This window comes from Streptacidiphilus fuscans, assembly GCF_015690355.1.
Lineage (GTDB): Bacteria > Actinomycetota > Actinomycetes > Streptomycetales > Streptomycetaceae > Streptacidiphilus > Streptacidiphilus fuscans.
Genome location: NZ_JADPRT010000014.1, coordinates 164,101 through 190,473, shown reverse-complemented (window position 1 = coordinate 190,473; position 26,373 = coordinate 164,101). Strand labels below are relative to the sequence as shown.

Annotated in this window: 22 protein-coding genes; 12 read left to right on the top strand and 10 right to left on the bottom strand. The window is 71.5% G+C overall.

Features of this window, described 5'->3' with window-relative positions:
• Nucleotides 1–15: 15 nt before the first annotated feature.
• The 5 genes from I2501_RS29050 to tdh form a co-directional block, all read right to left on the bottom strand.
• A complete protein-coding gene (locus tag I2501_RS29050) occupies nt 16–1,239 on the bottom strand; it encodes an LLM class flavin-dependent oxidoreductase (protein ID WP_196197242.1) in 1,224 nt (407 codons plus the stop codon).
• 225 nt (nt 1,240–1,464) lie between these two features.
• Complete coding sequence (locus tag I2501_RS29045; RefSeq protein WP_196197241.1) at nt 1,465–1,956, bottom strand: peptidylprolyl isomerase; 492 nt, start codon at nt 1,954–1,956, stop codon at nt 1,465–1,467.
• Between the two features lie 126 nt (nt 1,957–2,082).
• A complete protein-coding gene (locus I2501_RS29040) occupies nt 2,083–3,015 on the bottom strand; it encodes a LysR family transcriptional regulator (protein WP_196197240.1) in 933 nt (310 codons plus the stop codon).
• Nucleotides 3,016–3,019: 4 nt separating this feature from the next.
• Entirely contained in the window at nt 3,020–4,222 is a 1,203-nt protein-coding gene (locus I2501_RS29035) for a glycine C-acetyltransferase (RefSeq protein WP_196197239.1), read from the bottom strand.
• Nucleotides 4,223–4,327: 105 nt separating this feature from the next.
• On the bottom strand, nt 4,328–5,356 hold the full coding sequence (gene tdh, locus I2501_RS29030; protein WP_196197238.1) for an L-threonine 3-dehydrogenase: 1,029 nt from the start codon (nt 5,354–5,356) through the stop codon (nt 4,328–4,330).
• Nucleotides 5,357–5,632: 276 nt separating this feature from the next.
• Here tdh and I2501_RS29025 point away from each other — a divergent pair, with 276 nt between their 5' ends.
• From I2501_RS29025 to I2501_RS29015, 3 genes are all read left to right on the top strand, one after another.
• A complete protein-coding gene (locus I2501_RS29025; RefSeq protein WP_196197237.1) occupies nt 5,633–7,738 on the top strand; it encodes an ATP-binding SpoIIE family protein phosphatase in 2,106 nt (701 codons plus the stop codon).
• Between the two features lie 115 nt (nt 7,739–7,853).
• Nucleotides 7,854–8,666, top strand: coding sequence for a PP2C family protein-serine/threonine phosphatase (locus I2501_RS29020; RefSeq protein ID WP_196197236.1), 813 nt, complete (start codon nt 7,854–7,856; stop codon nt 8,664–8,666).
• A 59-nt stretch (nt 8,667–8,725) separates the two neighbouring features.
• Nucleotides 8,726–9,760, top strand: a complete 1,035-nt coding sequence (locus tag I2501_RS29015; protein WP_196197235.1) for an MASE1 domain-containing protein — start codon at nt 8,726–8,728, stop codon at nt 9,758–9,760.
• A 14-nt stretch (nt 9,761–9,774) separates the two neighbouring features.
• Here I2501_RS29015 and I2501_RS29010 read toward each other — a convergent pair whose 3' ends face one another.
• From I2501_RS29010 to I2501_RS29000, 3 genes are all read right to left on the bottom strand, one after another.
• Nucleotides 9,775–10,686, bottom strand: a complete 912-nt coding sequence (locus tag I2501_RS29010) for an NAD(+)/NADH kinase (protein WP_196197234.1) — start codon at nt 10,684–10,686, stop codon at nt 9,775–9,777.
• A gap of 5 nt (nt 10,687–10,691) precedes the next feature.
• The gene (locus tag I2501_RS29005) at nt 10,692–11,726 is read right to left on the bottom strand and encodes an SPFH domain-containing protein (RefSeq protein WP_196197233.1); all 1,035 of its coding nucleotides are present in this window, start codon (nt 11,724–11,726) and stop codon (nt 10,692–10,694) included.
• Between the two features lie 131 nt (nt 11,727–11,857).
• Nucleotides 11,858–13,411, bottom strand: a complete 1,554-nt coding sequence (locus I2501_RS29000) for a purine-cytosine permease family protein (RefSeq protein ID WP_196197232.1) — start codon at nt 13,409–13,411, stop codon at nt 11,858–11,860.
• A 70-nt stretch (nt 13,412–13,481) separates the two neighbouring features.
• On the opposite strand from I2501_RS29000, the gene I2501_RS28995 reads away from it, so the two are divergent.
• Together I2501_RS28995 and I2501_RS28990 are read left to right on the top strand one after the other, a co-directional pair.
• Nucleotides 13,482–14,135, top strand: a complete 654-nt coding sequence (locus I2501_RS28995) for a TetR family transcriptional regulator C-terminal domain-containing protein (protein WP_196197231.1) — start codon at nt 13,482–13,484, stop codon at nt 14,133–14,135.
• 51 nt (nt 14,136–14,186) lie between these two features.
• On the top strand, nt 14,187–15,833 hold the full coding sequence (locus tag I2501_RS28990; RefSeq protein WP_196197230.1) for an amidohydrolase: 1,647 nt from the start codon (nt 14,187–14,189) through the stop codon (nt 15,831–15,833).
• A gap of 57 nt (nt 15,834–15,890) precedes the next feature.
• On the opposite strand, the gene I2501_RS28985 is transcribed toward I2501_RS28990, so the two are convergent.
• Together I2501_RS28985 and I2501_RS28980 are read right to left on the bottom strand one after the other, a co-directional pair.
• The gene (locus tag I2501_RS28985; RefSeq protein WP_196197229.1) at nt 15,891–18,125 is read right to left on the bottom strand and encodes an NEW3 domain-containing protein; all 2,235 of its coding nucleotides are present in this window, start codon (nt 18,123–18,125) and stop codon (nt 15,891–15,893) included.
• A gap of 123 nt (nt 18,126–18,248) precedes the next feature.
• On the bottom strand, nt 18,249–19,196 hold the full coding sequence (locus I2501_RS28980) for an ROK family protein (RefSeq protein WP_328806708.1): 948 nt from the start codon (nt 19,194–19,196) through the stop codon (nt 18,249–18,251).
• A 113-nt stretch (nt 19,197–19,309) separates the two neighbouring features.
• Between I2501_RS28980 and I2501_RS28975 the strand changes: the two genes are divergently transcribed.
• From I2501_RS28975 to I2501_RS28945, 7 genes are all read left to right on the top strand, one after another.
• Entirely contained in the window at nt 19,310–20,458 is a 1,149-nt protein-coding gene (locus tag I2501_RS28975) for an ROK family protein (protein WP_196197228.1), read from the top strand.
• 230 nt (nt 20,459–20,688) lie between these two features.
• On the top strand, nt 20,689–21,957 hold the full coding sequence (locus I2501_RS28970) for an ABC transporter substrate-binding protein (protein WP_196197227.1): 1,269 nt from the start codon (nt 20,689–20,691) through the stop codon (nt 21,955–21,957).
• 2 nt (nt 21,958–21,959) lie between these two features.
• A complete protein-coding gene (locus tag I2501_RS28965) occupies nt 21,960–22,958 on the top strand; it encodes a carbohydrate ABC transporter permease (protein WP_215910090.1) in 999 nt (332 codons plus the stop codon).
• A 22-nt stretch (nt 22,959–22,980) separates the two neighbouring features.
• A complete protein-coding gene (locus tag I2501_RS28960; RefSeq protein WP_328806706.1) occupies nt 22,981–23,808 on the top strand; it encodes a carbohydrate ABC transporter permease in 828 nt (275 codons plus the stop codon).
• 37 nt (nt 23,809–23,845) lie between these two features.
• Nucleotides 23,846–25,036, top strand: a complete 1,191-nt coding sequence (locus I2501_RS28955; RefSeq protein ID WP_196197225.1) for a Gfo/Idh/MocA family protein — start codon at nt 23,846–23,848, stop codon at nt 25,034–25,036.
• A 157-nt stretch (nt 25,037–25,193) separates the two neighbouring features.
• Complete coding sequence (locus I2501_RS28950; protein ID WP_196197224.1) at nt 25,194–25,514, top strand: hypothetical protein; 321 nt, start codon at nt 25,194–25,196, stop codon at nt 25,512–25,514.
• A gap of 89 nt (nt 25,515–25,603) precedes the next feature.
• Nucleotides 25,604–26,281 carry a hypothetical protein gene (locus I2501_RS28945; protein WP_196197223.1) on the top strand — a complete coding sequence of 226 codons (678 nt, stop codon included), beginning with the start codon at nt 25,604–25,606 and terminating at the stop codon, nt 26,279–26,281.
• Nucleotides 26,282–26,373 lie beyond the last annotated feature (92 nt).

Here is a 26,373-nt window from a genome sequence, read left to right as displayed (position 1 = left end):
TCCGTCAGTCCTTTATCAGTCCTCCGGCACGGGCAGGATCGCGCTGAGCGGCAGCACGGTGTGCTTGAGGTCGGGGTCGACCGGCTGGTTCAGCGGCGGGTACTTCGGGCCACCCGCGTTGCGGCGGTAGATTGCCGTCGAGTGCTCGGGGTTGTGGTCGAACTCCGGGATCACCCGCTCGCCGAAGAGCTCCAGCATCTCCTGGTGCTCCTCGAAGGTCATGCCGCCGGTCAGCCCGAAGACCAACTGGTCGCAGCCGACCTGCTGGTAGGCGGCGACCTGCTCGCACACCTCGTCCGGGGTGCCGCAGAGCAGGTAGCCGCCGGCGATCAGCTCGTCCAGCAGCTCCTCGCCGCCCCACGCGCCGAGGTTGATCGGCGGCTCCGGCCAGGTGATGCCGTCGGCCGACTTCGGCATGGTGTCGTGGTAGAGGTTGACCAGGGTCACCAGGTACGCGTTGCCCGCGGACAGGGCGATCTCGCGGGCCCGCCTGCGGTCGTTGAGGCAGACCACCGCGTTGGTCATCATCACGTTGTTGTTCTGGTAGTCGCCGAGGATCTCGACCGGGTTCTCGGCGGCCTCCTTGTAGGCCTCGATCCGGCCCTTGAGGTTGTAGATCGGCTCGAAGTTGAAGGCGATCGCGCCTATCCCGAGCGACCCGGCCTTGGCGAAGGACGGCGGGTTGCCGCAGGCCATCCAGATCGGCGGGTGCGCGTGCCCGTACGGCTTGGGCAGGATGTTGTGCGGGGTCGGCACGGTGAAGTGGTCGCCGTGGAAGGAGTAGTCGTACTGCTCCCACATCCGGACGACCTCGCGGGAGACCTCGTCCCACTCCGGCTTGGTCGAGTCGGTGTCCATGATGTTGAACGACTTCAGCTCGTGCGAGCCAGCCCCGCGACCCGTGCCCCACTCGAAGCGGCCCTCGGTGATGTGGTCCAGCATGGCGGCGCGCTCGGCGAAGCGGACCGGGTGCTCCTTGCGCGGGGAGAGCGAGTTGATGCCGGTGCCGAGGTGGATCCGCTCGGTGCGGGCGGCGACGTAGCCCATCACCACCTCGGGGGCCGACATGTGGCTGTACTCGGTGAGCGAGTGGTGCTCGCCGAACCAGACGTACTTCCAGTTGTGCTTGTCGGCCTTGATGGCCAGCTCCATCTCGCGCTTGAGCGCCAGGTGTTCGGAGGGCCGGTCGTGTGCCGCCGGGCCGGGGATGAATCCGTTCATGAAGATGCCGAACTCCACGGAGGTCCTCCTGACCCTGGGTCCTGCCTGTATCTGACCGCCCACATCTGATGCACCGTCAGAAACTGCATCATGCCTGTGGGCCGGTGATCTGTCCAGGGAGGGCGGAGGTCGAATGTGACAGTCCGTCAGAAAGGATCCGTCAGAAAGACCGCTGCCGCCGTTCGGGTGAACGGCGGCAGCGGGTGTCGGGTGCAGCGTCGGGCGCTGCGGGGCGGCGCAGCGTCAGAGCTGGCCGGACTCGTCGATGACGATCTTCTTGGAGGTGCGGCCGCTGCCCGAGCCGAGCGCCTCGATGGTCTTGACGACGTCCATGCCCTCGGTGACCTTGCCGAAGACCACGTGCTTGCCGTCGAGCCACGGGGTGGTGACCGTGGTGATGAAGAACTGCGAGCCGTTGCTGTTCGGGCCCGCGTTGGCCATGGAGAGCAGGCCCGGAACCGTGTGCTTGAGGGTGAAGTTCTCGTCGGCGAACTTCTCGCCGTAGATGCTCTTGCCACCGGTGCCGTTGCCGGCGGTGAAGTCGCCGCCCTGCAGCATGAACTCGGGGATGACCCGGTGGAAGGTGGAGCCCGCGTAGCCGAAGCCCTTCTCGCCGGTGCAGAGCGCGCGGAAGTTCTCGGCCGTCTTGGGGGCGATGTCGGCGTTGAGCTCGAACACGATGCGGCCGAGCTTTTCGCCGTCTGCGGAAACGTCGAAGTAAACCTTGGGATTCATACTGCCATCCTGGCAGTACCCCGCCCCGGCTACGCAAATCGACCCGCACCGGCCCCGACATCACTCCACGTGATCCTCACAGTCCGTAGCCGCGTGCTCCCGGACGGCTCTGCACAGTCACCTCATTTAGACGGTTAGCGTGTGCTGGATCAGGTCCGCCTGCGCCGTTGCCGCGGTCAGGGCGTCCAGGACCGGGCGGAACAGCGGGTGGTCGGCCGAGCCGCGGCGGACGGCGGCGAAGACGCGGCGGGTGGCCGGGGCGCCGAGAACGGGGAGGACGACGACGTCCGGGAGGTCGACGCCGCGCAGCGCGGAGCGGGGAACCAGGGCCACGCCCGCGCCCGCACCCGCGAGGGCCGCGACCGCGCGGAAGTCGTCCGAGGAGTGCGCCAGGCGCGGCTGGAAGCCGGAGGACTCGCAGGCCAGCATCACCGCGTCCAGGCAGGGGTTGCCCGGGTAGGGGCCGATCCACGGCTCGTCGGCGAGCTCGGCGACGGCCACGGCCGGGGCGGCGGCCAGGTGGTGGCCGCGCGGCAGCACCGCGTCGAAGGGCTCGGCGTAGAGCGGGACGCGGGAGAGGCGGGCGTCGTCCTCGGCGGGCGCGCCGCGGTACTCGACGGCCACGGCGATGTCGGCGCGGCCGTCGAGGACCATCAGCAGGCTGGCGTCGCCCTCGGCGTCGCGGACCTTGAGGCGGATGCCGGGCGCGGCGTGCGCCAGGCGGGTCATGGCGGGGGCGACCACGGCGGCGATGCCGGTCGCGAACGAGACCAGCGTCACCTCGCCCGCGTGCCCCTGAGCGAAGGCGGCCAGCTCCGCCTCGGCGTTCTCCAGCTGCGCCAGCACCGCGTTGCTGTGGCGCAGCAGGATCTCGCCGGCGGCGGTGAGCCGGACCCCCCGGCCGTCACGGAGCAGCAGCTGGTGGCCGACCTCGTGTTCCAGGGCGGCCAGTTGCTGGGAGACGGCGGAGGGGGTCAGGTACAGCGCGGATGCCGCGGCGGTCACGGTTCCGTGGTCCGCCACGGCGCGCAGCGTGCGCAGCCGGCGCGAGTCGATCACCGACTCATTCTGCCAGGGCGGACCTCGCGGCGACGAATGCCTTGACAGCGCGCTCCACGTCCTCGGTGGAGTGGCCGGCCGAGAGCTGGACCCGGATCCGGGCCTGGCCGTGCGGGACCACCGGGTAGGAGAAGCCGATGACGTAGACGCCGTGCTCCAGCAGGAACTCGGCCATCTTCGCGGCCTTGGCCGCGTCGCCGATCATGACCGGGGCGATGGGGTGCTCGCCCGGCAGGATCTCGAAGCCCTCCTCGGTCATCCGCGCCCGGAACAGCGCGGTGTTGGCGGCCAGCTGCGCGCGCAGCTCCGCGCCGAGCTCGCCGTTCTCCAGCAGGTCCAGGACCTGGATCGAGGCGGCGGCGATGGTCGGGGCCAGCGAGTTGGAGAACAGGTACGGACGCGAGCGCTGGCGCAGCAGCGCCGCGATCTCGGCGCGGGCGGCGACGTAGCCGCCGGTCGCGCCGCCGAGCGCCTTGCCGAGGGTGCCGGTGATGATGTCGACGCGGTCCATCACGTCGTGCAGCTCCGGCGTGCCACGGCCGCCGGCGCCGACGAAGCCGACCGCGTGCGAGTCGTCGACCATGACCATCGCGCCGTAGCGCTCGGCCAGGTCGCAGATGTCCTTGAGCGGCGCGATGTAGCCGTCCATGGAGAAGACGCCGTCGGTGACGATCAGCTTGCGGCGGGCGTCCGAGGCCTCCTTGAGCTGCTGCTCCAGGTCGGCCATGTCGCGGTTGGCGTAGCGGAAGCGGCGCGCCTTGCACAGGCGGATGCCGTCGATGATGCTCGCGTGGTTGAGCGCGTCGGAGATGACCGCGTCGCGGTCGTCCAGCAGCGTCTCGAAGACGCCGCCGTTGGCGTCGAAGCAGGAGCTGTAGAGGACCGTGTCCTCCTGGCCGAGGAAGCGGGAGAGCCGCGCCTCCAGCTCCTTGTGCACCTCCTGGGTGCCGCAGATGAAGCGGACCGAGGCCATGCCGTAGCCCCAGCGGTCGAGCGCGTCCTTGGCGGCGCTGATGACCTCGGGGTTGTCGGCCAGGCCGAGGTAGTTGTTGGCGCAGAAGTTCAGCACCTCGCCCGGCTGGCCGCCGGCGGTGACGTCGACGGTGGCGCTCTGCGGGGTGCCGATCACCCGCTCCGGCTTGTGCAGGCCGGCGTCGCGGATCTCGTCGAGGGTGGCCCGGAGGTCGTCGCGGACGGAGTCGAGCATCGAGTGGCTCCTGGTTCGAAAGGGTCCGGAGGGATCCGAAGTTCGGGAGGAAAAGGTCCGAAGGTCGGGAAGGCGGTCCGAAGGTCGGGAAGGCGGTGCGGGTGCTCAGACGGTCCAGTCGAGGATGACCTTGCCGCAGCGGCCGCCGGCCGCCTCGTCGAACGCGGCGTCGAACTCCTGGTACGGGTAACGGCCGGTGATCACCGGGGACAGGTCCAGGCCGCCCTCCAGCAGCACCGACATCGCGTACCAGGTCTCGAACATCTCACGGCCGTAGATGCCCTTGAGGGTGATCATCGAGGTGACGATCTTGGCGAAGTCGACCGGGAACTCGTCGGACGGCAGGCCGAGCATGGCGATCCGGCCGCCGTTGGTCATGTTGGAGATCATCTCGCGCAGCGCCTCGGGGCGGCCGGACATCTCCATGCCGATGTCGAAGCCCTCGCGCATGCCGAGCTTGCGCTGGCCTTCCTCGATGGTGTGGTCGGCCACGTTCAGCGCCAGCGTGACGCCGACCTTCTCGGCGAGCTGCAGGCGGTAGGGGCTGACGTCGGTGATGACGACGTTGCGCGCGCCGGCGTGCTTGGCGACGGCGGCGGCCATGATGCCGATCGGGCCCGCGCCGGTGATCAGCACGTCCTCGTTGACCAGCGGGAACGACAGCGCGGTGTGGACCGCGTTGCCGAACGGGTCGAAGATCGCGGCCACGTCGAGGTCGACCGGGACCCGGTGCACCCAGACGTTGCTGGCGGGCAGCGTGACGTACTCGGCGAACGCGCCGTCGCGGCCGATGCCGAGGCCGACGGTGCTGCGGCAGAGGTGGCGGCGGCCGGCCAGGCAGTTGCGGCACTTGCCGCAGACCAGGTGGCCCTCGCCGCTGACCAGGTCGCCCACGGCGACGTCGGTCACGCCCGGCGCGACCTCGACGACCTCGCCGACGAACTCGTGGCCGATCACCCGCGGCAGGCTGACGGCCTGCTGCGCCCAGGTGTCGTACTTGCGGATGTGCAGGTCGGTGCCGCAGATGCCGGTGCGCAGCACCTTGATCAGCACCTCACCGGGGCCGATCTCGGGCTCGGGCACATCCATCAGCCACAGGCCGGGCTCTCCCTTGGCCTTCACGAGTGCCTTCACAGCGGTGCCTCCCGGACGTCGCGCCCTTGCAGGTCGCACAAACCACAGATCACATGAACCACAGAAAGGGATGCGGGAATGTTCCGCACCCCGGGCCCCAGCGTGGCGGTCCGGGGCGGACCGGGTCCATCGAGACTTGCTTAAGCGGGTGACCAGGAAATCTTCAGGCGGAGGGCGCCGAGCTCCGTCAGGTACCCGGGAGGGTATTCGGCAACCGTCGGCGTGGCCCGCGCACGGGGGTGCTGCGTTCCGGCCCGGTCGCGCGACAATGGTCGGGTGACAACCGACGGCGAGGCAGCGCTCGACGTGGCGCTCGACGCCGCGTTCATCCGGGCGATGTTCGAGCAGGGCAGTATCGGGATCGCCGTCCACGATCGCGAGCTGCGCCTGCTGCGCACCAACGCCGTCCGCTGTCTGGCCGGCCCCGACGGCGCGCTGCCGGAGCGGCTGGCCGACGTCCTCGGGCCCGAGGAGGCCGAGGAGATCGAGAGCAGGCTGCGCACGGTGGTCACCGACGGCGTCCCGGTGCACCGCGCCGAGTACCGGGTCCGGCCGCTGCGCTCGTCGCAGCCGCTGTGGCTGTCGCTCTCCGCGTTCCCGCTGACCGACGAGGGCGGGCGGATCACCGGCGTCGCGGTCGCCTTCACCGACATCACCGCCGAGCGTCAGGCCCGGAGGCGGCTCGACCTGCTGGACGAGGCGTCGACCCGGATCGGCGCCTCGCTCGACGTCGGCCGTACCGCGCAGGACCTCGCCGAGGTGCTGGGCGGGTTCGCGGACGTGGTGATGGTCGACCTGGCCGACGCCGTCTTCACCGGCGCCGATCCGCCGCAGTTCGGGGTGACCCGGCCCGAGATGTCGAACGAGTGGCACGTCCGCCGGGCCGCCGGACTCTGCCGGACCGGGCCCTTCCCGGCGGCGCTGGTCCGACCCGGCGAGCCGCTGCCGCCGGTGCCGACCGCGCCCGAGCTGGAGCGGATCCGGCAGGGGGACGTGCTGGTCTACCAGGTCGACGAGGCGGAGCTGGCGGGGATCTTCGGCGACACCGCGCTGCTGCGGCGGATCGTGCCGGAGGGCGCGCGGTCGGTGATGGTCGCCTCGCTCTACGCCCGCGGGCTGGTCCTGGGCACCGTCCAGGTCTGGCGCACCGAGGACACCGTCCCGTACGACGACCAGGACGCCGCGCTGCTGGCCCAGATCGTCTCCCGCGCCGCCCTCGGCGTGGACAACGCCCGCCGCTACACCCGCGAGCACAGCACCGCCGTCACCCTCCAGCGCGGGCTGCTGCCGACGGCCGCCGTCGCGGCCATCGGCGTGGAGACCGCCGCGTCCTACGTCCCCTCGGCGGCCCGGCCCGGCGTGGGTGGGGACTGGTTCGACGTCATCCCGCTCTCCTCGCTGCGGGTCGCGCTGATCGTGGGGGACGTGGTCGGCCACGGGCTCGGCGCGTCGGTGGCGATGGGACGGCTGCGCACGGCGGTGCAGACGCTGGCCGACCTCGACCTCGACCCGGGCGAGCTGCTGGTCCATCTGGACGACCTGGTGCAGCGGCTGGCCGTGGAGTCGGGCGGCGAGTACCAGGACCTGTCCGGGGCGACCTGCCTCTACGCGATCTACGACCCGGTCTCCGGCCTGTGCACGATGGCCAGCGCCGGGCACCCGCCGCCGCTGCTGGTCGCGCCGGACGGCGGTACCGCCTTCGCCGAGCTGGATCCTGGGCCGCCGCTGGGCGTCGGGGCCTTCCCGTTCGAGGTGGCGGAGGTGCAACTGGAACCCGGCAGCACGCTGGCCCTCTACACCGACGGCCTGGTCCAGGGCGCGGACCACGACCTCGACGCGGGCATGGCCCGGCTGCTGCGGCAGGCCGGTCTGCTCTGCCTGGCCGAACGCCCGCTCGCGGAGGCGGCGCGCGGGCTGCTCTCCGCCGTCACCACCGACCAGCCCTCCGACGACGTCGCCCTGCTGCTGGCCCGCACCCGGCGGGTGGCACCCGGCGCGACGGCGCACTGGGAGTTCCCCACCGACGCCGAGTCGGTGGCCCTGGCCCGGCGGGCCGCCGTCGGGCAGCTGGACCGCTGGGGCCTGTCCGACCTGGCCTTCTCCACCGAACTGGTGGTCAGCGAGCTGGTCACCAACGCGCTGCGCTACGCGGGTGGTCCGATCGGGCTGCGGCTCGTCCACGGCGACGGTGTGCTGGTCTGCGAGGTCTCGGACCCGTCCAACACCCAGCCCCGACTGCGGCGCGCCCGGGACACGGACGAGGGCGGACGCGGGCTGTTCCTGGTGGCGCAGCTGACCTCGCGCTGGGGCAGCCGCTACGGGCAGTCCGGCAAGACCATCTGGACCGAGCAGGACACCGGCTCGCCCGACGCGGTGCAGTAGCGACTCGGCGCAGAGACGCAGCGCGGTGGGTCAGCCGGTCGGACCAGCCTTTCCGGGCGGATCAGAGGACAATGGGATCGACGTTCTCCTGCCCAGACGTACCCCGGAGCGGTTCATGGCCCGACGCCGTCCCACTCCGCCCGTGAGCTCCGGTGAGTTGCTGAGCACCCTCGGGCGGCTCACCGCAGAAGCCCTGGAACGGGCGGAGTCGCAGAAGGCCCGGGTCGAACTGGCCATGGCCCTGCAGCGGGACCTGCTGCCCGCCGTGCTGCCGACCAGCCCGGGGCTGCGGGCCGCCGCGCGCTACGCGCCCGCCCGCCACGGGCTGGACATCGGCGGTGACTGGTACGACGGGTTCCTGCTCCCGGACGGGGTGCTGGGCTTCTCGATCGGCGACGTCCAGGGCCACGACGTGGAGGCGGCGGCCTTCATGGGCCAGGTCCGGATCGCGCTGCGGGCCATGGCCACCGTCTCGCCGGACCCGGGCGAGGTGCTGAGCCGGACCAACGACCTGCTGCTGGCGATGGGCGTCGAACTCCTCGCCACCTGCTGCTTCCTGCGCTACGACCCCGCCACCTGCAGCCTGGCGGTGGCCCGCGCGGGCCACGTCCCCGCCGTCTGGGCGACGCTGGACGGGCGCAGCGGGATCGCCGAGGAGGGCGTGGGGCTGCCGCTGGGCGTCCAGTCCGGGGAGGACTACCCCGTCACCCGGCACGGGCTCGACGGGACCGGGGCGTTCGTCATGGTCACCGACGGCGTGGTGGAGGGGCCGTCGTTCTCGATCGAGGAGGGGCTGGACCAGATCACCTCGCTGGTCCGGCGCGGCGCGGGCGGCGAACCGGGGGAGCTGGCCGCCCAGGTGATCAAGGTTGCCGAGCTGACCGGGCACGCCGACGACGCGGCGGTGCTGGTGCTGCGGTACGGGTGATCCGCCCTGGCGGGCGTGTCAGACCCGCGCAGGCGCGAAGGCACCAGGAAAGTTGTCCCATGCCTGCTCTGGAGCGCGTCCGGGAGATCCGGGAACCCCGAACCGTCGCCACGACGGTGCTGTGGATCCTCGCCCTGTCCGGCGTCTACTACGCGAGCGGCCGGCTCGGTCTGCTGGCCCAGGTGGTGGTCGGCGGCGTCCGGGTCACCCCGCTGTGGCCGCCGACCGGCGTCGCGCTGGCCAGCCTGCTGCTCCTCGGGCTGCGGATCTGGCCGGCCATCGCGCTCGGCGAGTTCTTCGTGGTGGCCTCGATCGGCGGCGTCTCCTGGGGGACGCTGGGCATCGTCACCGGCAACACCGTCGCGCCCGTCGTCGCCTACCTGCTGCTGCGCCGGTTCGGCTTCCGGCCGCAGCTGGACCGGCTGCGGGACGGGGTGCTGCTGGTCTTCGTCGGCGGAGCGTCGATGCTGATCAGCGCCACGACGGCGACCCTGGTCCTCTACGGCGAGGGCGCGCTGCCCTGGCCCGACTACGTGCAGGCGTGGTCGGCCTGGTGGACTGGCGACGCGATGGGCGTGCTGGTGGTCGCCCCGCTGCTGCTGGCGATCCGCTCGCCGGAGCTGCCGGGGGAGACGTCGGTGTGGCGGTGGACGGAGATGGTGCTGCTGCTGGGTGGCACGGCCGTGGTGACCCTGGCGGTGACCTCCAGTCGGCTGTCGCTGCTCTTCCTGGTCTTCCCACTGGTGATCTGGGCGGCGATCCGCTTCCAACTGCCGGGCGCGGCACCGTGCGTGCTGCTGATCTCGGTGCTCGCGGTCCCGGCGGCCGTCGCGCACACGGGACCGTTCCACGCGCACACGATCGCGTCCACCATGCTCATCCTGCAGTTGCTCAACGGCTCGGCGGCGTTGACCGCGCTGCTGCTCTCCGCGGTGATCACGGAGCGCAATGTCACCCACCGGATGATCGAGGAGGCCTGCATCGGCCTGGCCGAGGTCGTCGCCCGCCTCGCCCCGGACGAGGTCGCCGACCGCTGGCCGGGCGCGCGGGACGAGGACGAGGGCGAGGAGTACGAGCGGGGTGAGGGGTACTAGAGGGGTGAGGAGCACTAGAGCACAAGCCTCAGGCGGCGGTCCGAGGTCCGGACCGTCACGGACTGGCCCCAGCCGACGGAGAGGCGGTCCGCCTCGATGCCGTCGCCGAAGACGACCAGCTCCTCGCTCTCGACCAGGATCGTGAGCTCCTGACCGCCGCTCAGCAGACCCGCCGTCAGATCCGCGCCCGTCGTGGGCGAGGGCCAGGCCTCGCGGACGAACCAGCTCAGCGCGGAGTCCGTCGGCTGCGGCAGCTCGAAGCCGCCGCCGCGCTGGCGGGAGGCGGAGAGGCACCAGCCCGTCGCGCCGGTCCCGGTGCCGATCAGCAGGCCGGAGGACGACTGGTGTTCCTGGCTGCCGTCCGGCAGCGAGAGTCGGTAGCGGGCGGACTGGTGGCCGCGGTGGCCGAGGTAGACCTCGTTGAGCGCGGTGATGCTGTCGCCCTCGGCGGTCGCCGCGCGGACCATGGTCCGCTGCTCGGCGCGGGCCGAGCCGTTCGCGACCGCGTCCAGCAGCCCGGCCAGGTCCTGCGGGGCGTGCCGGACCAGGACGCCCCAGCCGCTGGCCGGATCGGGGTTGACGCCGATCACCGGCTGGCCGGTCAGGTACTTGGCGGTGTTGGCCACCAGCCCGTCCGGGCCGACCACCACGACCACGTCCTCCGGTTCGAACAGGAACCGGTCCAAATCGTCGCGGAGCACGGCGCCGCGTCGCCACTGCTTGGGGATGGCGGCGGACGCGGTGCGCAGCGCCTCGCCGAGGCGTTCGTGGCGTTGTTGCACCGCGTCCAGCGAGACGCCGCGCATCCGTTGTACGAACTCGGCCTGGCCCCAGGTGCCCTGCTCGGCGACGATCTCCTCGCGCTCGGTGCGGCGGTGGACCAGCACGACGCGCGGTGCGAGGGTCGTGCGGGGTGAGGGAGCCATGGCCGTCAGCCCCCGTTCGAGGCGGCGGGCGCGGTCGGCGCGGTCGGTCCGGCGGCGAGGCGTGCCAGCGCGCCGGTGAGGACGTCCGGGGTGAGGTTGAGCGTGCCGATCTCCGGCAGTCCGCCCGCCAACTCCCGTACCGCGAGGGCGAGGAGCAGGCGCGGGTCGAGGTCGGCGTAGTTGGCCAGCTTGGCCGCCTCGGCCTGCGCCTCCGCCGCGCCGACCAGGCCGATCTGCTCCGCCTGGGCGGCGGCGAGGGTGCGGGTGCGGGCGGCCTCGGCGTCGGTGGTGATCCGGGCGGCTTCCGCCTTCTGCTCGGCGCGGCGACGCTCGTTGGCGCCCTGCTGGCCGACCAACTGCTCCTCGCGGCGGGCCAGTTCGATCCGGCTCTGGAGCTCGTTCTCGCTGATCGCCCGCTCCCGCTCGACGGCGAGGGCGCGGCGCTCGAAACCGGCCCGGTCCGCCTCCTGGGCGATCTGCTCCCGGGCGGGGGTGCGCAGCGCCCGCTCCACCTCGGCCTCGGGCTTGACGGCGACGACGCGGACGCCGACCACGCCGACGCCGGTGTCGGTGAGCCGGGCGTCGGCGGTCAGGCCCTCGTTGATCCGCGCCTGGACGGCCGCGGTTCCGGTGGCGAGCGCGGTGGTGAGGTCGAGCGTGGCGACCAGACCGATCGCTTGCTGCTGCGCCAGTTCGGTCAGCAGCGTCGCCACCTGCTCCAGCGGCGCGGAGCGCCACCGGCCGGTGACCGGGTCGATGGCGAAGTCCAGCCTGCGGGTGGCGAGTTCGGGATCGGTGAAGCGGTACGTCACGCTGGCCTGGACGGTGACGTCCTGGAAGTCGGCGGTCCGGGCGTGGAAGAGCAGCGGCAACTCCCGGTCGTCGACCGGGACCTCGGCCAGTACGGCGCTGATCGGCCGGAACCAGAACGCCTGGCCGGTGCCCTGGTGCACGACCTGACCGCGTCGCAGGTGCACGACGTGGTCGGTCGGGCTGCCGCGGAAGTGACTGAAGAGCGGTCGTCTGGTGATGTCGGCCATGGCGGTGTCCCCCTGGGTGAGTGGCTGTTCTCACGGGGAACCGTAGGCCCGGCGCAGGGATATCGTCAATATGACGAGATGGGTTCTGGTGACACCGATGGTCCACGAGGACGCCACGGGTTGACGCGGCGTCAGCGCTGCGCGGGCCGCTTGCCGCGCATCAGCAGCAGGTAGATCCCGGCGCCGAGGACGATGCCGACCGGCAGGGAGAGGTCGGTGCCGCCCAGCGCGTTCGCGAGCGGGCCGGTCCACAGCGGCGGCGCGTCGACGCAGAGCCCGGACGTGACGGCGGCGACGACCAGCGCGGTTGCCCCCGCCCAGTTGACCCCGCCCCGGTACCAGAACGGCGAGCCCTTGCTCTCGTCGCTCAGCTCGTGGCCGTCGTAGCGGTTGCGCCGCCAGAGGACGTCGGCCGCGTAGATCGCGATGGTCGGGCCCATCAGGGCGACCATCAGCTGCAGCACGTTGTTGACCGTGTCGAGGAAGTTCGACACCAGCAGCGCGTAGAGGGTCAGTGCGACGCCGAGGGTGCCGTCCAGCGCGACGCTGCGGGAGCGGCGGATCTTCACGCCGATGGCCTGGAGTGAGAGGCCGGAGCTGTAGGCGGTCATCGCGTTGTTGGCGATGGCGGAGAGGATGATCGCCAGCAGGAAGACGGGGCGGAACCAGCCCGGGATGATCTGCTCCAGCGCGGTCTGCGGGTTGGTCATGTCCAGCGCGGTCCCGGCCACCGCGCCCAGCCCGGTGAACAGGACGCTGGGGACGTACGAGCCCAGCGCGGTCCAGCCGGCCACCGAGGCCGGGCTGGTGGTGCGCGGCAGGTAGCGGGCGAAGTCGGCGCTGTTGCTGTACGACAGCGGCGCGGACGCGACCAGGGCGAGCCCGCCGGCCAGGGCCGCGATCAGCGCGGTGCCGTGCAGCGGCTGCTGCGGGTGGTAGTGCCAGTCGGCGTGCCCGAAGACGTAGCCGGACAGCACCGCGAAGACCGCGGTCAGCGCGATGGTGAAGGGCAGGTAGAGCCGGATGATGGTGGCGTGGCCGTAGACGCTGATGGCCAGGGTGGCCGCGGCGATGACGACGATGACCACGATCTTGACGACGGTGTCCGGGTGGAGTCCGACCTCGCCCAGGATCGAGAAGGCGGCCAGTGAGGCGGCGGCCCAGTTGAGTGCGAGGTAGCAGACCGAGGCGAACCAGCCGGTGATCGCGATGTTGCCGCGGTTGCCGCGGACGCCGAACATCGCCCGCATGATCACCTCGCTGGGCGTGCCCGAGGCCGGACCGCTGACCGCGACCAGCCCGACCAGCGCCCAGAAGAGGTTGCCGACCACGATCACGGCCATGGCCTGCCACAGGCTCAGGCCCATCAGCATCAGCGCGCCGCCGACGACCAGGCTCAGGTAGCTGACGTTCGGCGCGGCCCAGACGCCGAGCAGCTCGCGGGCACGGCCGTGCCGCTCGGCGTCGGGGATCACGTCGATGCCGTGCGCCTCGACGCCGCCGTGGCTCTGGGCAGGGCTCTCGGCGCGGTTATCGGCGGGGCTCTGGGCGCGACGCGCCTCGCCGCCGCTGACCTGGTCAGCAGCCGCGTCGGGCTGGTCGGCCGTGCGAAGCATGTCGGCAGTGTGCGCCGCGACCGGGTCCGACGGGGGAGCCGTCTCGGGGTCTGGAATCGTAGATGCCATGGAGTCCTCCGAACCAACAAGCCCTGGGGGCAGCTTGTCTATTGGTCGCACATCCAATAGCGTGCAGGTCGTGTCGTCAAGCACCCAGCCGAAACGGACCAGGAAAACCCCTGAGGCCCGTCGCGCCGAGATCGTGGCGGCCGCAGCCGCGGTCGCCCTCGGTGAGGGGCTGGAATGCATCACGGTCCGTCGTATCGCCGACGAACTCGGCGTCCGACCCGGCCTGATCAGCCACTACTTCCCGGTGGCGGAGGATCTGGTCGCGGAGGCGTTCGGGGTCGCGGCGAGTGCCGAGCTCGACGACCTGATCCCGGCCGACCCGGCCGGAGACCAGGCGTTGGCGCTGCTGGACCGGTTCCTCTCGCTCATCTCGGGGGACCGGTACGACGGAATGAGCCGCCTCTGGATCAACGCCCGGCACCTGAGCCGGTACCGCCCGACCCTGCGGGACCGGGTGGTGCACCAGGAAGCGCAGTGGCGGGACCGGCTCACCGGGCTGGTCGAGGCCGGGGTGGCCGCCGGGACGTTCCGGACCGGAAGCCCCGACATCGCCGCGATGCAGATCCTGGTCGTCATGGACGGCCTGGGCGTCGACGTCAACACCGACCGCAGCACGCTCCCGCCCGAGATCAGCGCGATGCCTGCGCTGACCGCGGAGCGGGCGCTGGAGCTGCCGGCCGGGACTCTCGCCGCCGGGCGACCCGACGACGGGACGACCGGCTGAACAACCCCCACCGCGCACCGCGGAAGTGCCGCAGTACCGAAGGAGCCGCCCGTGTCCACCGATCTCGTCCTCTTCAACGCCCGGCTGCTGGACCCGGGCACGGGCACGCTCCTGCCGCACACCGCCCTCGCCGCCGGGGCCGGACTGATCACCGCGCTCGGCGACGACCGTGACGTCCGCGCGCTGGCCGGTCCCGCCACCACGGTGATCGACCTCAAGGGCGCGGTGGTCACCGTCGGCTTCACCGACGGCCACCTGCACCCGGTGTCCGGGGCCGAGCGGACCATGGGCGTCGACCTGTCGGGCTGCCGTGACCTTGACGACGTCCGCGCGGCGCTGGCCGGGGCCGCGCGCGACCTCAAGCCGGGCGCCTGGCTGCGCGGTTGGGGCCTGGACCCGAACACCTTCGGCGACCGGCCGGTCGGCGCCGCCGCGCTGGCCCCGGTGCTGGACGGCATACCCGCACTGCTCGACCTCTTCGACGGCCACTCGCTGCTGGCCAGCTTCCGGGCGCTGGAACTGGCGGGCGTCGACGGGCCGCGCCAGTTCGAGCAGGCCTCCGAGATCGTCTGTGACGCCGAGGGTCGGCCGACCGGACTGCTGCTGGAGGACGCCGCCTGCGCCGTGGTCGAGGACCTCGCGCCCAAGCCCACCGAAGCCCAGGTCCGCGCCCGCACCGCCGAGGTGCTGCGCGCGATGGCCTCGACCGGCCTGACCGGCGGTCATGCGATGGACGCCAACGGCGATTCGCTGGCGATCCTCGCGGAGTTGGACGCGCAGGACGCCCTGTCGCTGCGGCTGCGGGTCGCTCCGTGGTGTCAGCCGGGCGCGGACGAGGCGGCGGTCGCCGAGCTGGTCCGGCTCCAGGGTCGGAGCGGGCGGCTGTGGCAGGTCGCCGGCGTGAAGATGTTCATGGACGGGACCGTCGACAACGGCACCGCCTGGCTGGAACGGCCGGACTGCCACGGCGAGTCCACCCACGCGTTCTGGCCCGACCCGGAGCAGTACAGCTGGGTGGTCCGCGAGCTGCACCGGGCCGGGGTGCCGACCGCGACGCACGCCATCGGTGACGCGGCCGTCCGCCACGCCCTCGACTCGATCGAGAAGGCGCAGACGGAGTCGGCCCTGGCCCCCGGCTCCGTGGGGTCGCCGAGCCCGGTCCGGCACCGGATCGAGCACATCGAGACCGTTCCCGACGACACCGTGGCCCGGTTCGCCCGGCTCGGTGTGACCGCGTCGATGCAGCCCACCCACTGCTGCGAGTACACCCGTGCCGACCACACCGACAACTGGTCCCGCCGTCTCGGCGACGAGCGCGCGGGGCGGGCCTTCCGCTGCCGTGACCTGTGGGACGCGGGGGTGCGGGTGGTCCTCGGCTCGGACTGGCCGATCGCGCCGTACCCGCCGCTGGCGGTGATGGCCGGGGCCCGGCACCGTCGTCCCGCCGACCTCTCGCTGCCGCCGCACGGCCCGGAGCAGGTGCTCGCCCCGCTCCAGGCGCTCCAGGGCATCACGGTCAACCCCGTCTGGGTCGCGGGCGAGGAGCACGTGGGCGGTCGGCTGGCCGTCGGGTACCGGGCCGACCTCACGGTCCTCGCCGACAACCCGCTCACCGTCCATGACACCGACCTGGCCGCACTGCCGGTGCTGCTGACGGTCGTCGCCGGACGCCCGACGCACCGCGCGCCGGAGCTCTGACGGGCAGAACTCCGGCACGCTGACGGTACGTCAGGTCAGGACCTGATCAGGACTTGATCAGGACTTGACGGTGATCCCGAAGATGTGGATCGCGGGCTCCTCGGGCAGCGTCACCGAGCGGACGGTCTTCCCTGGCAGAAGCGGCACGGTGTTGGTGAAGACGCCGTAGCTGATGCCGTAGTTGGCCGGTCCGGTCGGGGTGTTGCGGTGGTCCATAGTGAACGCGGTCTGCGCCCCGTACGCGTTGGTCGGCGCGCAGCACCAGTTGGGGAAGCCCAACTGGCCGGTGCTGGTGGTCCCGTCGGTGTAGGTGACGGTGACCGGGCCGGAGACGAACCCGGCCTCGGCGCCCAGGAAACCGAGCGCGGAGCCCTGTCCGGTCAACGTGATCTCCTGGCCGTCGGCCGAGACGTTGTCCGGCGTGCCGGGAGCGGCGGTCGGCCAGACGAAGCTGAGGCCGTTGGCGTTGACCGTCGCGCCGGGCGCGGCACCGGCCTTGGTCAGCGCCTCGGAGGAGTAACTGTCGCCGCTGCCGTCGAAGTTGCCCGGCGTGGTGGCGCTCTCCGAGGTGGCCCCGACGTTGTCGAAGGCGGCGGCGAGGGTCGGGTAGGGGACCACCTGGACCACGGTCTGCTGGCCCGCCACACCGCCGCCGCGGTAGGTCGCGGTCGCGGTGACCGGCGTGACCGTCGTGCCCGGTGCGGGGGTCGGCCCGCTGAGGTGAACCGTGGCCGAGGCGCTGCCGCCCGCCGGGACGCGCGGCAGGGAGGCCGCGCTCGGGCTGACCGTCCAGCCCTTGGGCGCGGCGACCGTCAACCGGACCCCGGTCAGCGCCGTCGAGCCGTGGTCGGCCAGCGTGATCCGGTAAGTGCCCGGCTTGGCAGCAGTGCTGACGTCATGCCAGGTGATCGCCGTTGCGGGCGCGAGACCGGCCCCGGCTCCGGCGGCGACGCGGTAGAGGACGGTGGCGTGCGGCGGCACGTCGGCGGAGATGGCGCCGGTGGTCTCGGTGACCTTCTTGGTGACCAGGTCCGTAAGGCGGTAGGCCTTGGCGCTGGGAAGACCTGCCGTCTTCGCGGCGACCGAGATCGTCTGCGCCGCGTCGGAGGAGTTGAACAGCGCGACGGCGCGGTCGCCGTTGGCCAGCGGCTTGGCCAGCACGTCGTAGCCGGTGCCGTGGGCGACGATCCGGCCCTGGACGCCGAGGCGGTCCTGGTCGACCGCGATGACGTCCTTGTTGCCCAGCACGTCGAGCGCGGTGGGCGAAAGGTGGGTCAGGTCGGTGCTGGAGATCAGCGGGGCGGCCATCATCGACCAGAGCGAGACCTGGCTCTGGATCTCGTCCTGCGTCAGCCCCGAGTCGCCCGCGAGCAGGAAGTCCGGGTCGTTCCACCGGCCGGGCCGCTGGAGACCGGCCAGGCCCACGTTGTAGCTGTAGTTGTAGTCGATCGAGGCCCACTTGTCCGGGCCGGTGTCCTGGCCGAGCGCGATGTCCGCGCCCTCACGCCACAGGTTGCCCAACTGGGCGGACCAGCCGATGACCTGGTTCCAGTTCGACTCGCCCTGGAAGTAGGCGGGCGCGGAGATGGAGAAGACGATCCGCCGGTGCGTGTCGAGCAGCGCCTGGCTCATCGCCGCGTAGGTGGCGTGGTACGCCTGCTCGTCGGTCTCGCCGGACGGCGTCGGCACGTTGCAGCCGTCGAGCTTGACGTAGTCGACACCCCAGGAGGCGAAGAGGTTCGCGTCCTGCTGCCAGTGGCCCATCGAGCCGGGGAAGCCGCCGCAGGTCTGCGTACCGGCGTCTTCGTAGATGCCGAACTTCAGGCCCAGCTTGTGGAGTTGCTGACCGATGTAGGCCATGCCGTGCGGGAACTCGGTGGGGTTGGCGACCAGGTTTCCCTTGGCGTCCCGGTTCTGGGCCATCCAGCAGTCGTCGATGGTGACGGTGTCGAAGCCCTTCTTGGCCAGACCGGTGCTGACCAGGGCGCGGGCGTTGCCGAGGATGGTCTGCTCGTTGATGCCGCACTGGTAGTACGACCAGTCGTTCCAGCCCATGGGCGGGGTCGGCGCGTAGTCGGGGTACTGCGTGGTGGCAGTAGCCGTTCCTACAGCGGCAGTTGTGGCGGCAGTTGTGGCGGGAGCGGGCGCAGCCGCGGCGACGGCGGGGGTCGCGAGCAGCAGTCCGGACGAAGCCGTGGCCAGCGCCGAGGCGCAGGCGAGAGCTGTACGGAGACGTCGCGACAGGGGAGTGGAGAGGGGAGCGGGCAGGGGAGTTGGTACACGAGCTGGCACGGGAGCGACCTCACGGGATCTCGGGTACGGGCACTCCGTTGTAGGGGAAACTGAGCAGATTTGACAAGAACCCCGTAGAAACAAGCATCACTGATCGGCCATCAGTGCATATGCTCAGCGCGCTCACCCACGCCGGGCGAGCAGCGCCGCGCCGAGGCAACCCGCCTGGCCGTGCAGCGTGGTGGGCACGAGGGCGGGCGGGGTCTGGACGGTGAGCCGCTCGGCGAGGGCGGCGGACAGGTCCGCGCAGACCTGCGGCAGCACCTGCGCGCGCCGGAGCGCCTCGGCGAAGTGGCCGCCCAGCACGACGCGTTTGGGGTCGAGCACCACCACGGCCGCGCGCAGCGCCTCGGCCAGCGCCTCGACGGCCTCCCGCCAGACGGCGGCGGCGACCGGGTCGCCGTCGTGCGCCCGGCGGACCACCTCCGCCGCGTCGACGACGCCGGCCGCGTCGGCTGCTGCCTCGGCCGTCGTGCCGGAGGTTGCGCGGTAGCGGCCGAAAAGCGCGGTCGTCGAGGCCAGTGCCTCCACGCAGCCCCGTCCGCCGCAAGGACATGACGGTCCGTCAGGACGCACGACAAGATGGCCGAGTTCACCTGCCCGTCCCTGCCCGCCGATGAGGACGCGTCCGTCCAGCACCGCCGCCGAGGCGACGCCCGCGCCGAGGGAGAGCAGCAGCAGTGAGCGCGAGCCCTGCCCCGCGCCGAACTGCGCCTCCGCCAGCGCGGCCGCGCGCACGTCGTGCCCGAAGGCGACCGGGATGCCCAGCTCGTCGGCCAGCCAGCTCGGCAGCGGCAGGTTGCGCCAGTGCAGGTGGGCGGAGAAGACGGCGAGGCCGGTGCGCTCGTCGACGATCCCCGGCACCGCGACGCCCGCCGCGACCGGGGCGTAGCGCCGCGTCAGCTCGGTCGCGCAGTCGACCAGCGCGTCGATGACGGCGTCCGAGCCGAGCGCGCTGTCGCTGGGACGGCTCTCCCGGTGCCGCCAGGATCCGTCCTCGCCGAGCACGCCTGCCTCGATCCGGTCCCCGGCGATCTCCAGGGCCAGCACGTCTCCTGTTGGTCGGGTCACCCGGCGGAACGTAATCAGCGGGCGTCGGCAGCGTCAAGGCCCGCCAGGACCCGTCGAGCATGGTCAGGCACCGTTTAGGATCAACATCGGCCGCCGACACAGCAGGAGGATCCGTGCCACGGGAGAGCGGTGACGCGAGTTTCCTGCGCCGGTTGAACCAGGTCGCCATCCTGCGCGGCCTGCACGGGACCGAGAGCGCCACGCTGGCCGAGCTGGCCCGCTCCGCGCGGGTGTCCCGGGCCACCGCCGAGGCGATCATGGAGACGTTGCTCCGGGAGGGCCAGGCCGAGGAGTACGCGGCGGGCGCGGCCGAGGGGCTACGCGGCCGACCGGCCCGGCGGTTCGCCTTCCGGGCGGCCGTGGGCCATGTCGCGGGCGTCGGGATCGGCGCCGCGCACCTCACCGTGATGGTCGCGGACCTGCGCGGCCGGATCGTCGGCCGCGGTGCGGTCGGCGTGCCGCGTGACCTGCCGGCGGCGGACCGGCTGGACGCGGTCGCGGCCCTGGTGGCCGACGTGTGCGCACGGGCGGAGCTGGAGACGGAACTGACCGTCGGCGACCTCACCGCCGTGGGCGTCGGCACCACCGGCGTGATCGACGGCGACGGCCGCGTGGTCAAGAGCGTGGTGCTCGCCGACTGGACGGGCGTGGCGCTCCAGGCGGAGCTGGCCCGGCGGTTGGCGGTGCCGGTGCTGGTCGAGAACGACATGCGGCTGGCGGTGCTGGCCGAGCACTGGCTCGGCGCCGCACGCGGCCGCGCGGACGTGCTCTACCTGCACAGCGGCAGCCGGATCGGCCTGGGGATGCTGCTCGGCGGCGTCCCGTACCGGGGCTCGCACGCGGCGGCCGGGGAGCTGGGCGGCCACCCCAACAGCAGGTGGCGCGCGTTCCAGCACGTCATGGACTACGCCATGGCCGTGGACCCCGGTGAGCTGCGCGCGCCCTCCCAGGCGGCCCTCTTCGCCTTGGCGCGGGCCCAGGAGGGCGACGCGGAGGCGGCCACGGCCGTCGAGTCCTTCGCCACCGGCCTGGCCGAGGCGCTGGTGACCCTGGTGACGCCGCTCGACCCCGAGCTGGTGGTGATCGGCGGATCCCTGGCCCAGGCGGGGGAGTGGATCACCGCGCCGATCCGGGACTACCTGGGTGCGGTCTGCCTCTACCCGCCGGACGTCGCGGTCTCGGAGCTGGGCGCGGACGCGGTCTGCCTGGGCGCGGTCCGGTACGGGCTGAACGAGGCCGAGCGGCGGCTCTTCGCGTCCTGACGCGGCTCCGGCAGGCGTTCTGGCGGGCGTTCCGACAGGCACTGTGTTGAGCTCTGCGCCGAGTTTTACGTCAACAACTTGCGTAATGACCCCCGAGTAGGGTCACGGGAATGTCACGTTCCGGTCTCGGCTGCGCAGTCCTGCTCAATTAACGCTAGTTCTTCGCATAAATGCTCGGCTACTGTCCCGTCACCACCCCACCTCCCCGCACCGACCGATGGGACCGAACCATGGGATCGAAGATCGCCGGAAAGGCCTCGGCGCTGGTCTGCGCCGCGGCGCTCGTGGCCTGCGTCTCCGCCTGCTCGTCCTCAGCCTCGGGTTCCGGCGGCAACAGCTCCGGCCCGGTCACCCTCACCTACGGCATCTGGGACGCCAACCAGAAGCCCGCGATGCAGCAGATCGCCACCGCTTTCGAGAAGCTCCACCCCAACATCACCGTCGACATCGAGCTGACGCCTGTCGCGGACTACTGGACCAAGCTGCAGACCGAGGCCGCCTCCGGCACCGCCCCGGACGTCTTCTGGATGAGCACCACCCAGATCGGCCTCTACGGCGGGCAGGGCCAACTGCTGCCGCTCTCGGACCAGTCGGGCTTCGACAACAAGCCGTTCCCGGCCTCGCTGAACTCGATCTACACCATCGACGGCAAGCAGTACGGCATGCCGAAGGACTTCGACACCATCGGGCTCTGGTACAACAAGAAGCTCTTCGACGCCGCCGGAGTGAAGTACCCGACCGCGGGCTGGACCTGGCAGGACGTCATCGACGCGTCCAAGAAGCTGACCAACCCCGGCAAGGGTGTCTGGGGCATCGCCTCGCCGGACTGGACGCAGGAGAACCTCTACAACGACATCTACCAGGCCGGTGGCGGCGTCATCTCCGCCGACAAGAAGTCCTCCGAGCTCGACGGCGCCAAGACCCTCGCCGGACTCCAGTACGCGCTGGACTTCATCACCAAGTACCACACCTCGCCCACCGCCCAGCAGATGACGGACACCGACCCGTCCCAGCTGTTCGCCTCCGGCAAGGTGGCGATGTTCACGGACGGCGACTGGGACATGCCGACCTACAAGAACGCCCCCGGCCTGGACGCCGACGTCGCGCCGCTGCCCGCCGGACCGAACGGCAACGCGACCGTCATCAACGGTCTGGCCAACGTCATCTACGCCAAGACCCAGCACGCCGCCGCTGCCTGGCAGTTCGTCAAGTTCCTCGGCGGCGAGCAGGCCAACCAGATCCAGGCGGCCAGCGGCGCGGTCATCCCCGCGTACCAGGGCCTCGCCGGGGACTGGGTCAAGTCGACGCCGCAGTACCACCTGCAGACCTTCGTCGACGAGCTGAAGTACGCCGTGCCGTACCCGGTCTCCAGCGACAGCATGCCGTGGATCAACGACAACCAGAACATCCTGGACCAGATCTGGGCCGGCAAGCTGAGCCTTACCGCCGGCGCCCAGCAGCTGACGTCCTCCATGAACGCCCACCTGGCGAAGGGGTGACCGTGGCCCTCGTGCAGAGTCGTCCCGGCACGCGTCGCCGGTCAGGAGCGGGCCGCCAGCCCGGCACGGGTCGCTCGGGTCGCCGCTCGGGCCGTCGGTTCGGCCTCCGGATCGGCGAGCAGCACGGGCATCCGCGGGAGTGGATCTGGGGCTACCTGATGATCCTGCCGCTGGTCGCCGGGCTCGCCGTGTTCTACGTGTGGCCGATCGTCCAGTCCTGCTACTACAGCTTCACCAGCTGGGGCGTCTTCGGCGGTCAGCAGTGGGTCGGGTTCGCCAACTACCGTGCGTTCCTGAGTGATCCGCAGCTGCCCAAGGCGGCCTGGAACACGGTGCTGTACTCGCTGCTGATGCTGCTGTCGATCCCGTTCTCCATCGTCTGCGCCGCGCTGCTCAACCAGGTGCGCGGGCGCAGCGTCGGGCTCTACCGCACGCTCTACTTCCTGCCGGTGGTCAGCATGCCGGCCGCCGTGGCGATGGTGTGGCGCTGGCTCTACAACGGCGACTACGGCCTGATCAACTACCTGCTGTCGCTGGTCGGCATCCACGGCCCGCACTGGGTCTCCGACCCCAGGTTCACCGTCTACGCGATGGCCGTGGTCGGGATCTGGGCCAGCCTCGGCTACAACATGATCATTTTCGCGGCCGGGCTCAAGGGCATTCCGCGCCACTACTACGAGGCGGCGGAGCTCGACGGCGCGGGCCGGATCCGGCAGTTCTTCTCGATCACGCTGCCGCTGCTCAGCCCGAGCATCTTCTTCGTCTCGGTGCTGACGGTCATCGGCGGCCTGCAGATGTTCGACACCGTGCTGATGATGCTGGGCCGGTCCAACCCGGCTCTCGCCGACAGCAAGACCATCGCCTACCTCTTCTACGAGGACGTCTTCCTCGACAACCAGCAGGGGATGGGCTGCGCGATCGCGGTCGTGCTGATGGCGGTGCTGCTGGTGCTCACCGCCGTCCAGTTCCGGCTGCAGAAGAAGTGGGTGCACTATGAGTAGGCCGGATGTGAGTCGGCTGCGTGTGAGCAGGCCGCAGGTGGGTGGGCAGCGGCTCTGGCCCGTCCATGTCGTGCTGGCGATCGGCGCGGCGGCGATGGTCGCCCCGTTCTTCTGGCAGTTGCTGACCTCGTTGCAGACGCTGGGTCAGGCGACCAGCGTGCCACCGGACTTCGTGCCCGGCTGGCGCTGGTCCAACTACTCCGAGGTGTTCAGCAGCATGCCGTTCCTGCGGCAGTTCCTGAACACCGTACTGATCACCGTGGTCCGGGTCGCGGCGCAGCTGCTGTTCTGCTCGATGGCCGCCTACGCCTTCGCGCGGTTGCGGTTTCCGGGGCGCAACGCGCTGTTCCTGCTGCTGCTCGCGGTGCTGATGGTGCCGAGCCAGGTCTACCTGCTGCCGCAGTACCAGATCCTGATGCACCTTGGCCTGCTCAACACCCTGACCGGCATCGTGCTGCCGGGCCTGTTCAGCGCCTTCGGCACCTTCATGCTGCGGCAGTTCTTCCTCTCGTTGCCGCTGGACGTCGAGGAGGCCGCCCGGCTCGACGGCGCGGGGCCGGTGCGGATCTTCTGGTCGGTGATGCTGCCGCTGGCCAAGCCCGGTCTGATCTCGCTCGGCGTGCTGACCGTGCTCTGGTCCTGGAACGACCTGCTGTGGCCGCTGGTGGTCGCCAACGACGCGAGCCGGATGCCGCTCTCGGTCGGGCTGGCCACGCTCCAGGGCGAGCACAGCACCGACTACCCGGTGCTGATGGCCGGTTCGCTGCTGGCCAGCCTGCCGATGATCGTCATGTTCGTCGTGGCGCAGCGCCGGATCACCGAGGGCATCGCCTTCACCGGCTCCAAGTGACACCCTTCAAGTCCCTGTCGAAAGGAACTCTGTGACCGTGGAAGACGTGCGCCTCGGCGTCATCGGTCTGGGCCTGCGCATCTCGCTGGCCGTCGCCGCCCACCGGCCCGGTCGCGGCACCGTCGTCGCCGCCGTCTGCGACAACGACCCCGCCGCACTCCGGCGCGGCCTGGAGCGGATCGACGGGCTGAAGCCCGAGGACGCGGTGACCGACCACCGGGAGCTGCTGGCCCGCGACGACCTCGACGCGGTGCTGGTGGTCACCCCGGACGACACCCACGAGCAGATCGCCGTCGACTGCTTGCGCGCGGGCAAGCCGGTCTACCTCGAAAAGCCGATGGCCATCACCGTCGAGGGCTGCGACGCGATCCTGCGCGCCGCGTACGAGACCGGCACCCGCCTCTACATCGGGCACAACATGCGGCACATGGGCGTGGTCCGGCAGATGCGGGAGGTGATCGCGCGCGGCGACATCGGCGAGCCGAAGACCGTCTGGGTGCGCCACTTCGTCTCCTACGGCGGCGACTTCTATTTCAAGGACTGGCACGCTGACCGCCGCCGCACCACCGGCCTGCTGCTGCAGAAGGCCGCCCACGACATCGACGTGGTGCACTGGCTGGCGGGCGGCTACACCCAGCGCGTCAACGCGTTCGGCTCGTTGATGCTCCACGGCGACCTGCCGCGCCGGGCGCCGGGCACGCCGCGTCCGGAGAACTGGCTCAAGGAGTACGAGTGGCCGCCGACCACACGTGCGAACCTGCACCACCACATCGACGTCGAGGACGTCTCGGTGATGAACATGCAGCTGGACAACGGCGTCATCGCCGCGTACCAGCAGTGCCACTTCAGCCCCGACTACTTCCGCAACTACACGGTGATCGGGACCGAGGGACGGCTGGAGAACTTCGGCGACGAGGCGGGCGCGGAGGTCCGGGTGTGGAACACCGGGCCCTCCCGCTACCGCGCGGACTGCGACATCTCCTACCGCGTCCCCGACGCGTCCGGCACGCACGGCGGCAGCGACGTCGCCATCATGCAGGAGTTCGCACGCTTCGTCCGTGACGGCGGCCCCACGGACACCTCCCCACTGGCGGCGCGGATGAGCGTGGCGGCCGGATACATGGCGACGATGTCGCTGCGTGACGGCGGGCGTCCCTACGACATCCCGCCGCTGGATCCGGAGCTGCTTGCCTACTTCGACAATGCCCAGGAGCGCACGTTCGGCTGACGGGCAGGGTGCGGGGGTGAGGTGCGCGGGCGGGTTGCGGCGGCTGGGTGCGGGGGTGTGATGTTGCGTGCACGAATAAGTGTGCGGACATAGGCTTTCTCGGAGCGGGGGCGGTCGTGACAGCACGAGACAGCTGGGGGCGTCGAAAGGAGTGGATATGCATCCGTCGTCCGCGCCGAGTGCCGAGCTCCATCGGGCCCGCGAGCTGCGGCTCGCCGCCACGGCCGAGGAGGGCCCGACCCGGCTCGCCCACATCTGCCTCGACGCCTGGTACGGCGGTGACGTCGTGGCCGCCGGGATGACCCTCGCGTCCCTGCTCCGGGCGCTGCCCGGGGTGAGCCCGGTCACAGCGCACGACATCCTCATGCGCGCCGGTGCGACCGAGACCACGCCCTTGGGCGCCCTCGACCACGAGCAGCGAGCGGCCCTGGCGTCCAGCCTGGCCCGGATCCCGGGGACCGACGCCTCCGCCCGCTGACCTGGGCCGTGGCGGGCTTGCGGCGGCTTTGGTGGCCTGCGGCGGGACCTTACAGCGCCTTCACACGCGCTTTTGCGATACTCCGAACGATGGACGGATGGGGACTGAGGCTCCTGCGCGCGGTGGTGTTCGCCGCGCTCTCCGTCATGCTTCCGATCGGGGCGCGCCTGGTGGTGACCGGGCAGCCGGTCCCCGTCGACGTCGCGCTCCTCGCCCTCGGCGGCAGCCTGGTCGTCGCCCTGCTGCTCTTCGCGGGTGAGCGCGGCTACCGGAGCATCGTCGCTGTTCTGGTCCCGCTCCAGGTCGGGATGAACGTCCTGTTCAACACCGGCCAGCAGAGCTGTCCGCCCGGCCCGGCCGCCGCGCACGGGGGCCTGCCGGGTTGGGGCGTGCTGGCGTGCGGCGGCGGGACCATCCGTCCCGGCCTGCTGGGGCTGACCGAGCAGACGCACGCAGCGCTGGTCGCCCTGACCGGCGGTCAGGCGATGCTGCTGCTCGTGGTCCACCTGGTGCTGGCGCTGGCCGCCGCGTGGTGGCTGCGCCGCGGTGAGGCGGCCCTCTTCGCGCTGGTCCGGGTGACGGTGCTGACCGGGTGGCACGGCGTCCGCGCCCTGCTCGCCTGGCTGGCCGCCCCCGTCGCGCTGCCTGAGCCGAGCGGCCCCCGACCGCCGCTGCCCGCACCCCGCTCCAAGGCACGCGGTCCGCAGGACGTGCTGCCGCGCACCGCGCCGCGTCGCGGCCCGCCGATGCTCGCTCAGGCCTGCTGAGCGGCGTCGCGTCACCCGCTTTTCTTTGCTTTCCGTCCGCGCGTTTCTTCGCGCGGCATTGCCGCAGCAACAGGCCTGTCTCTCACCTTTTC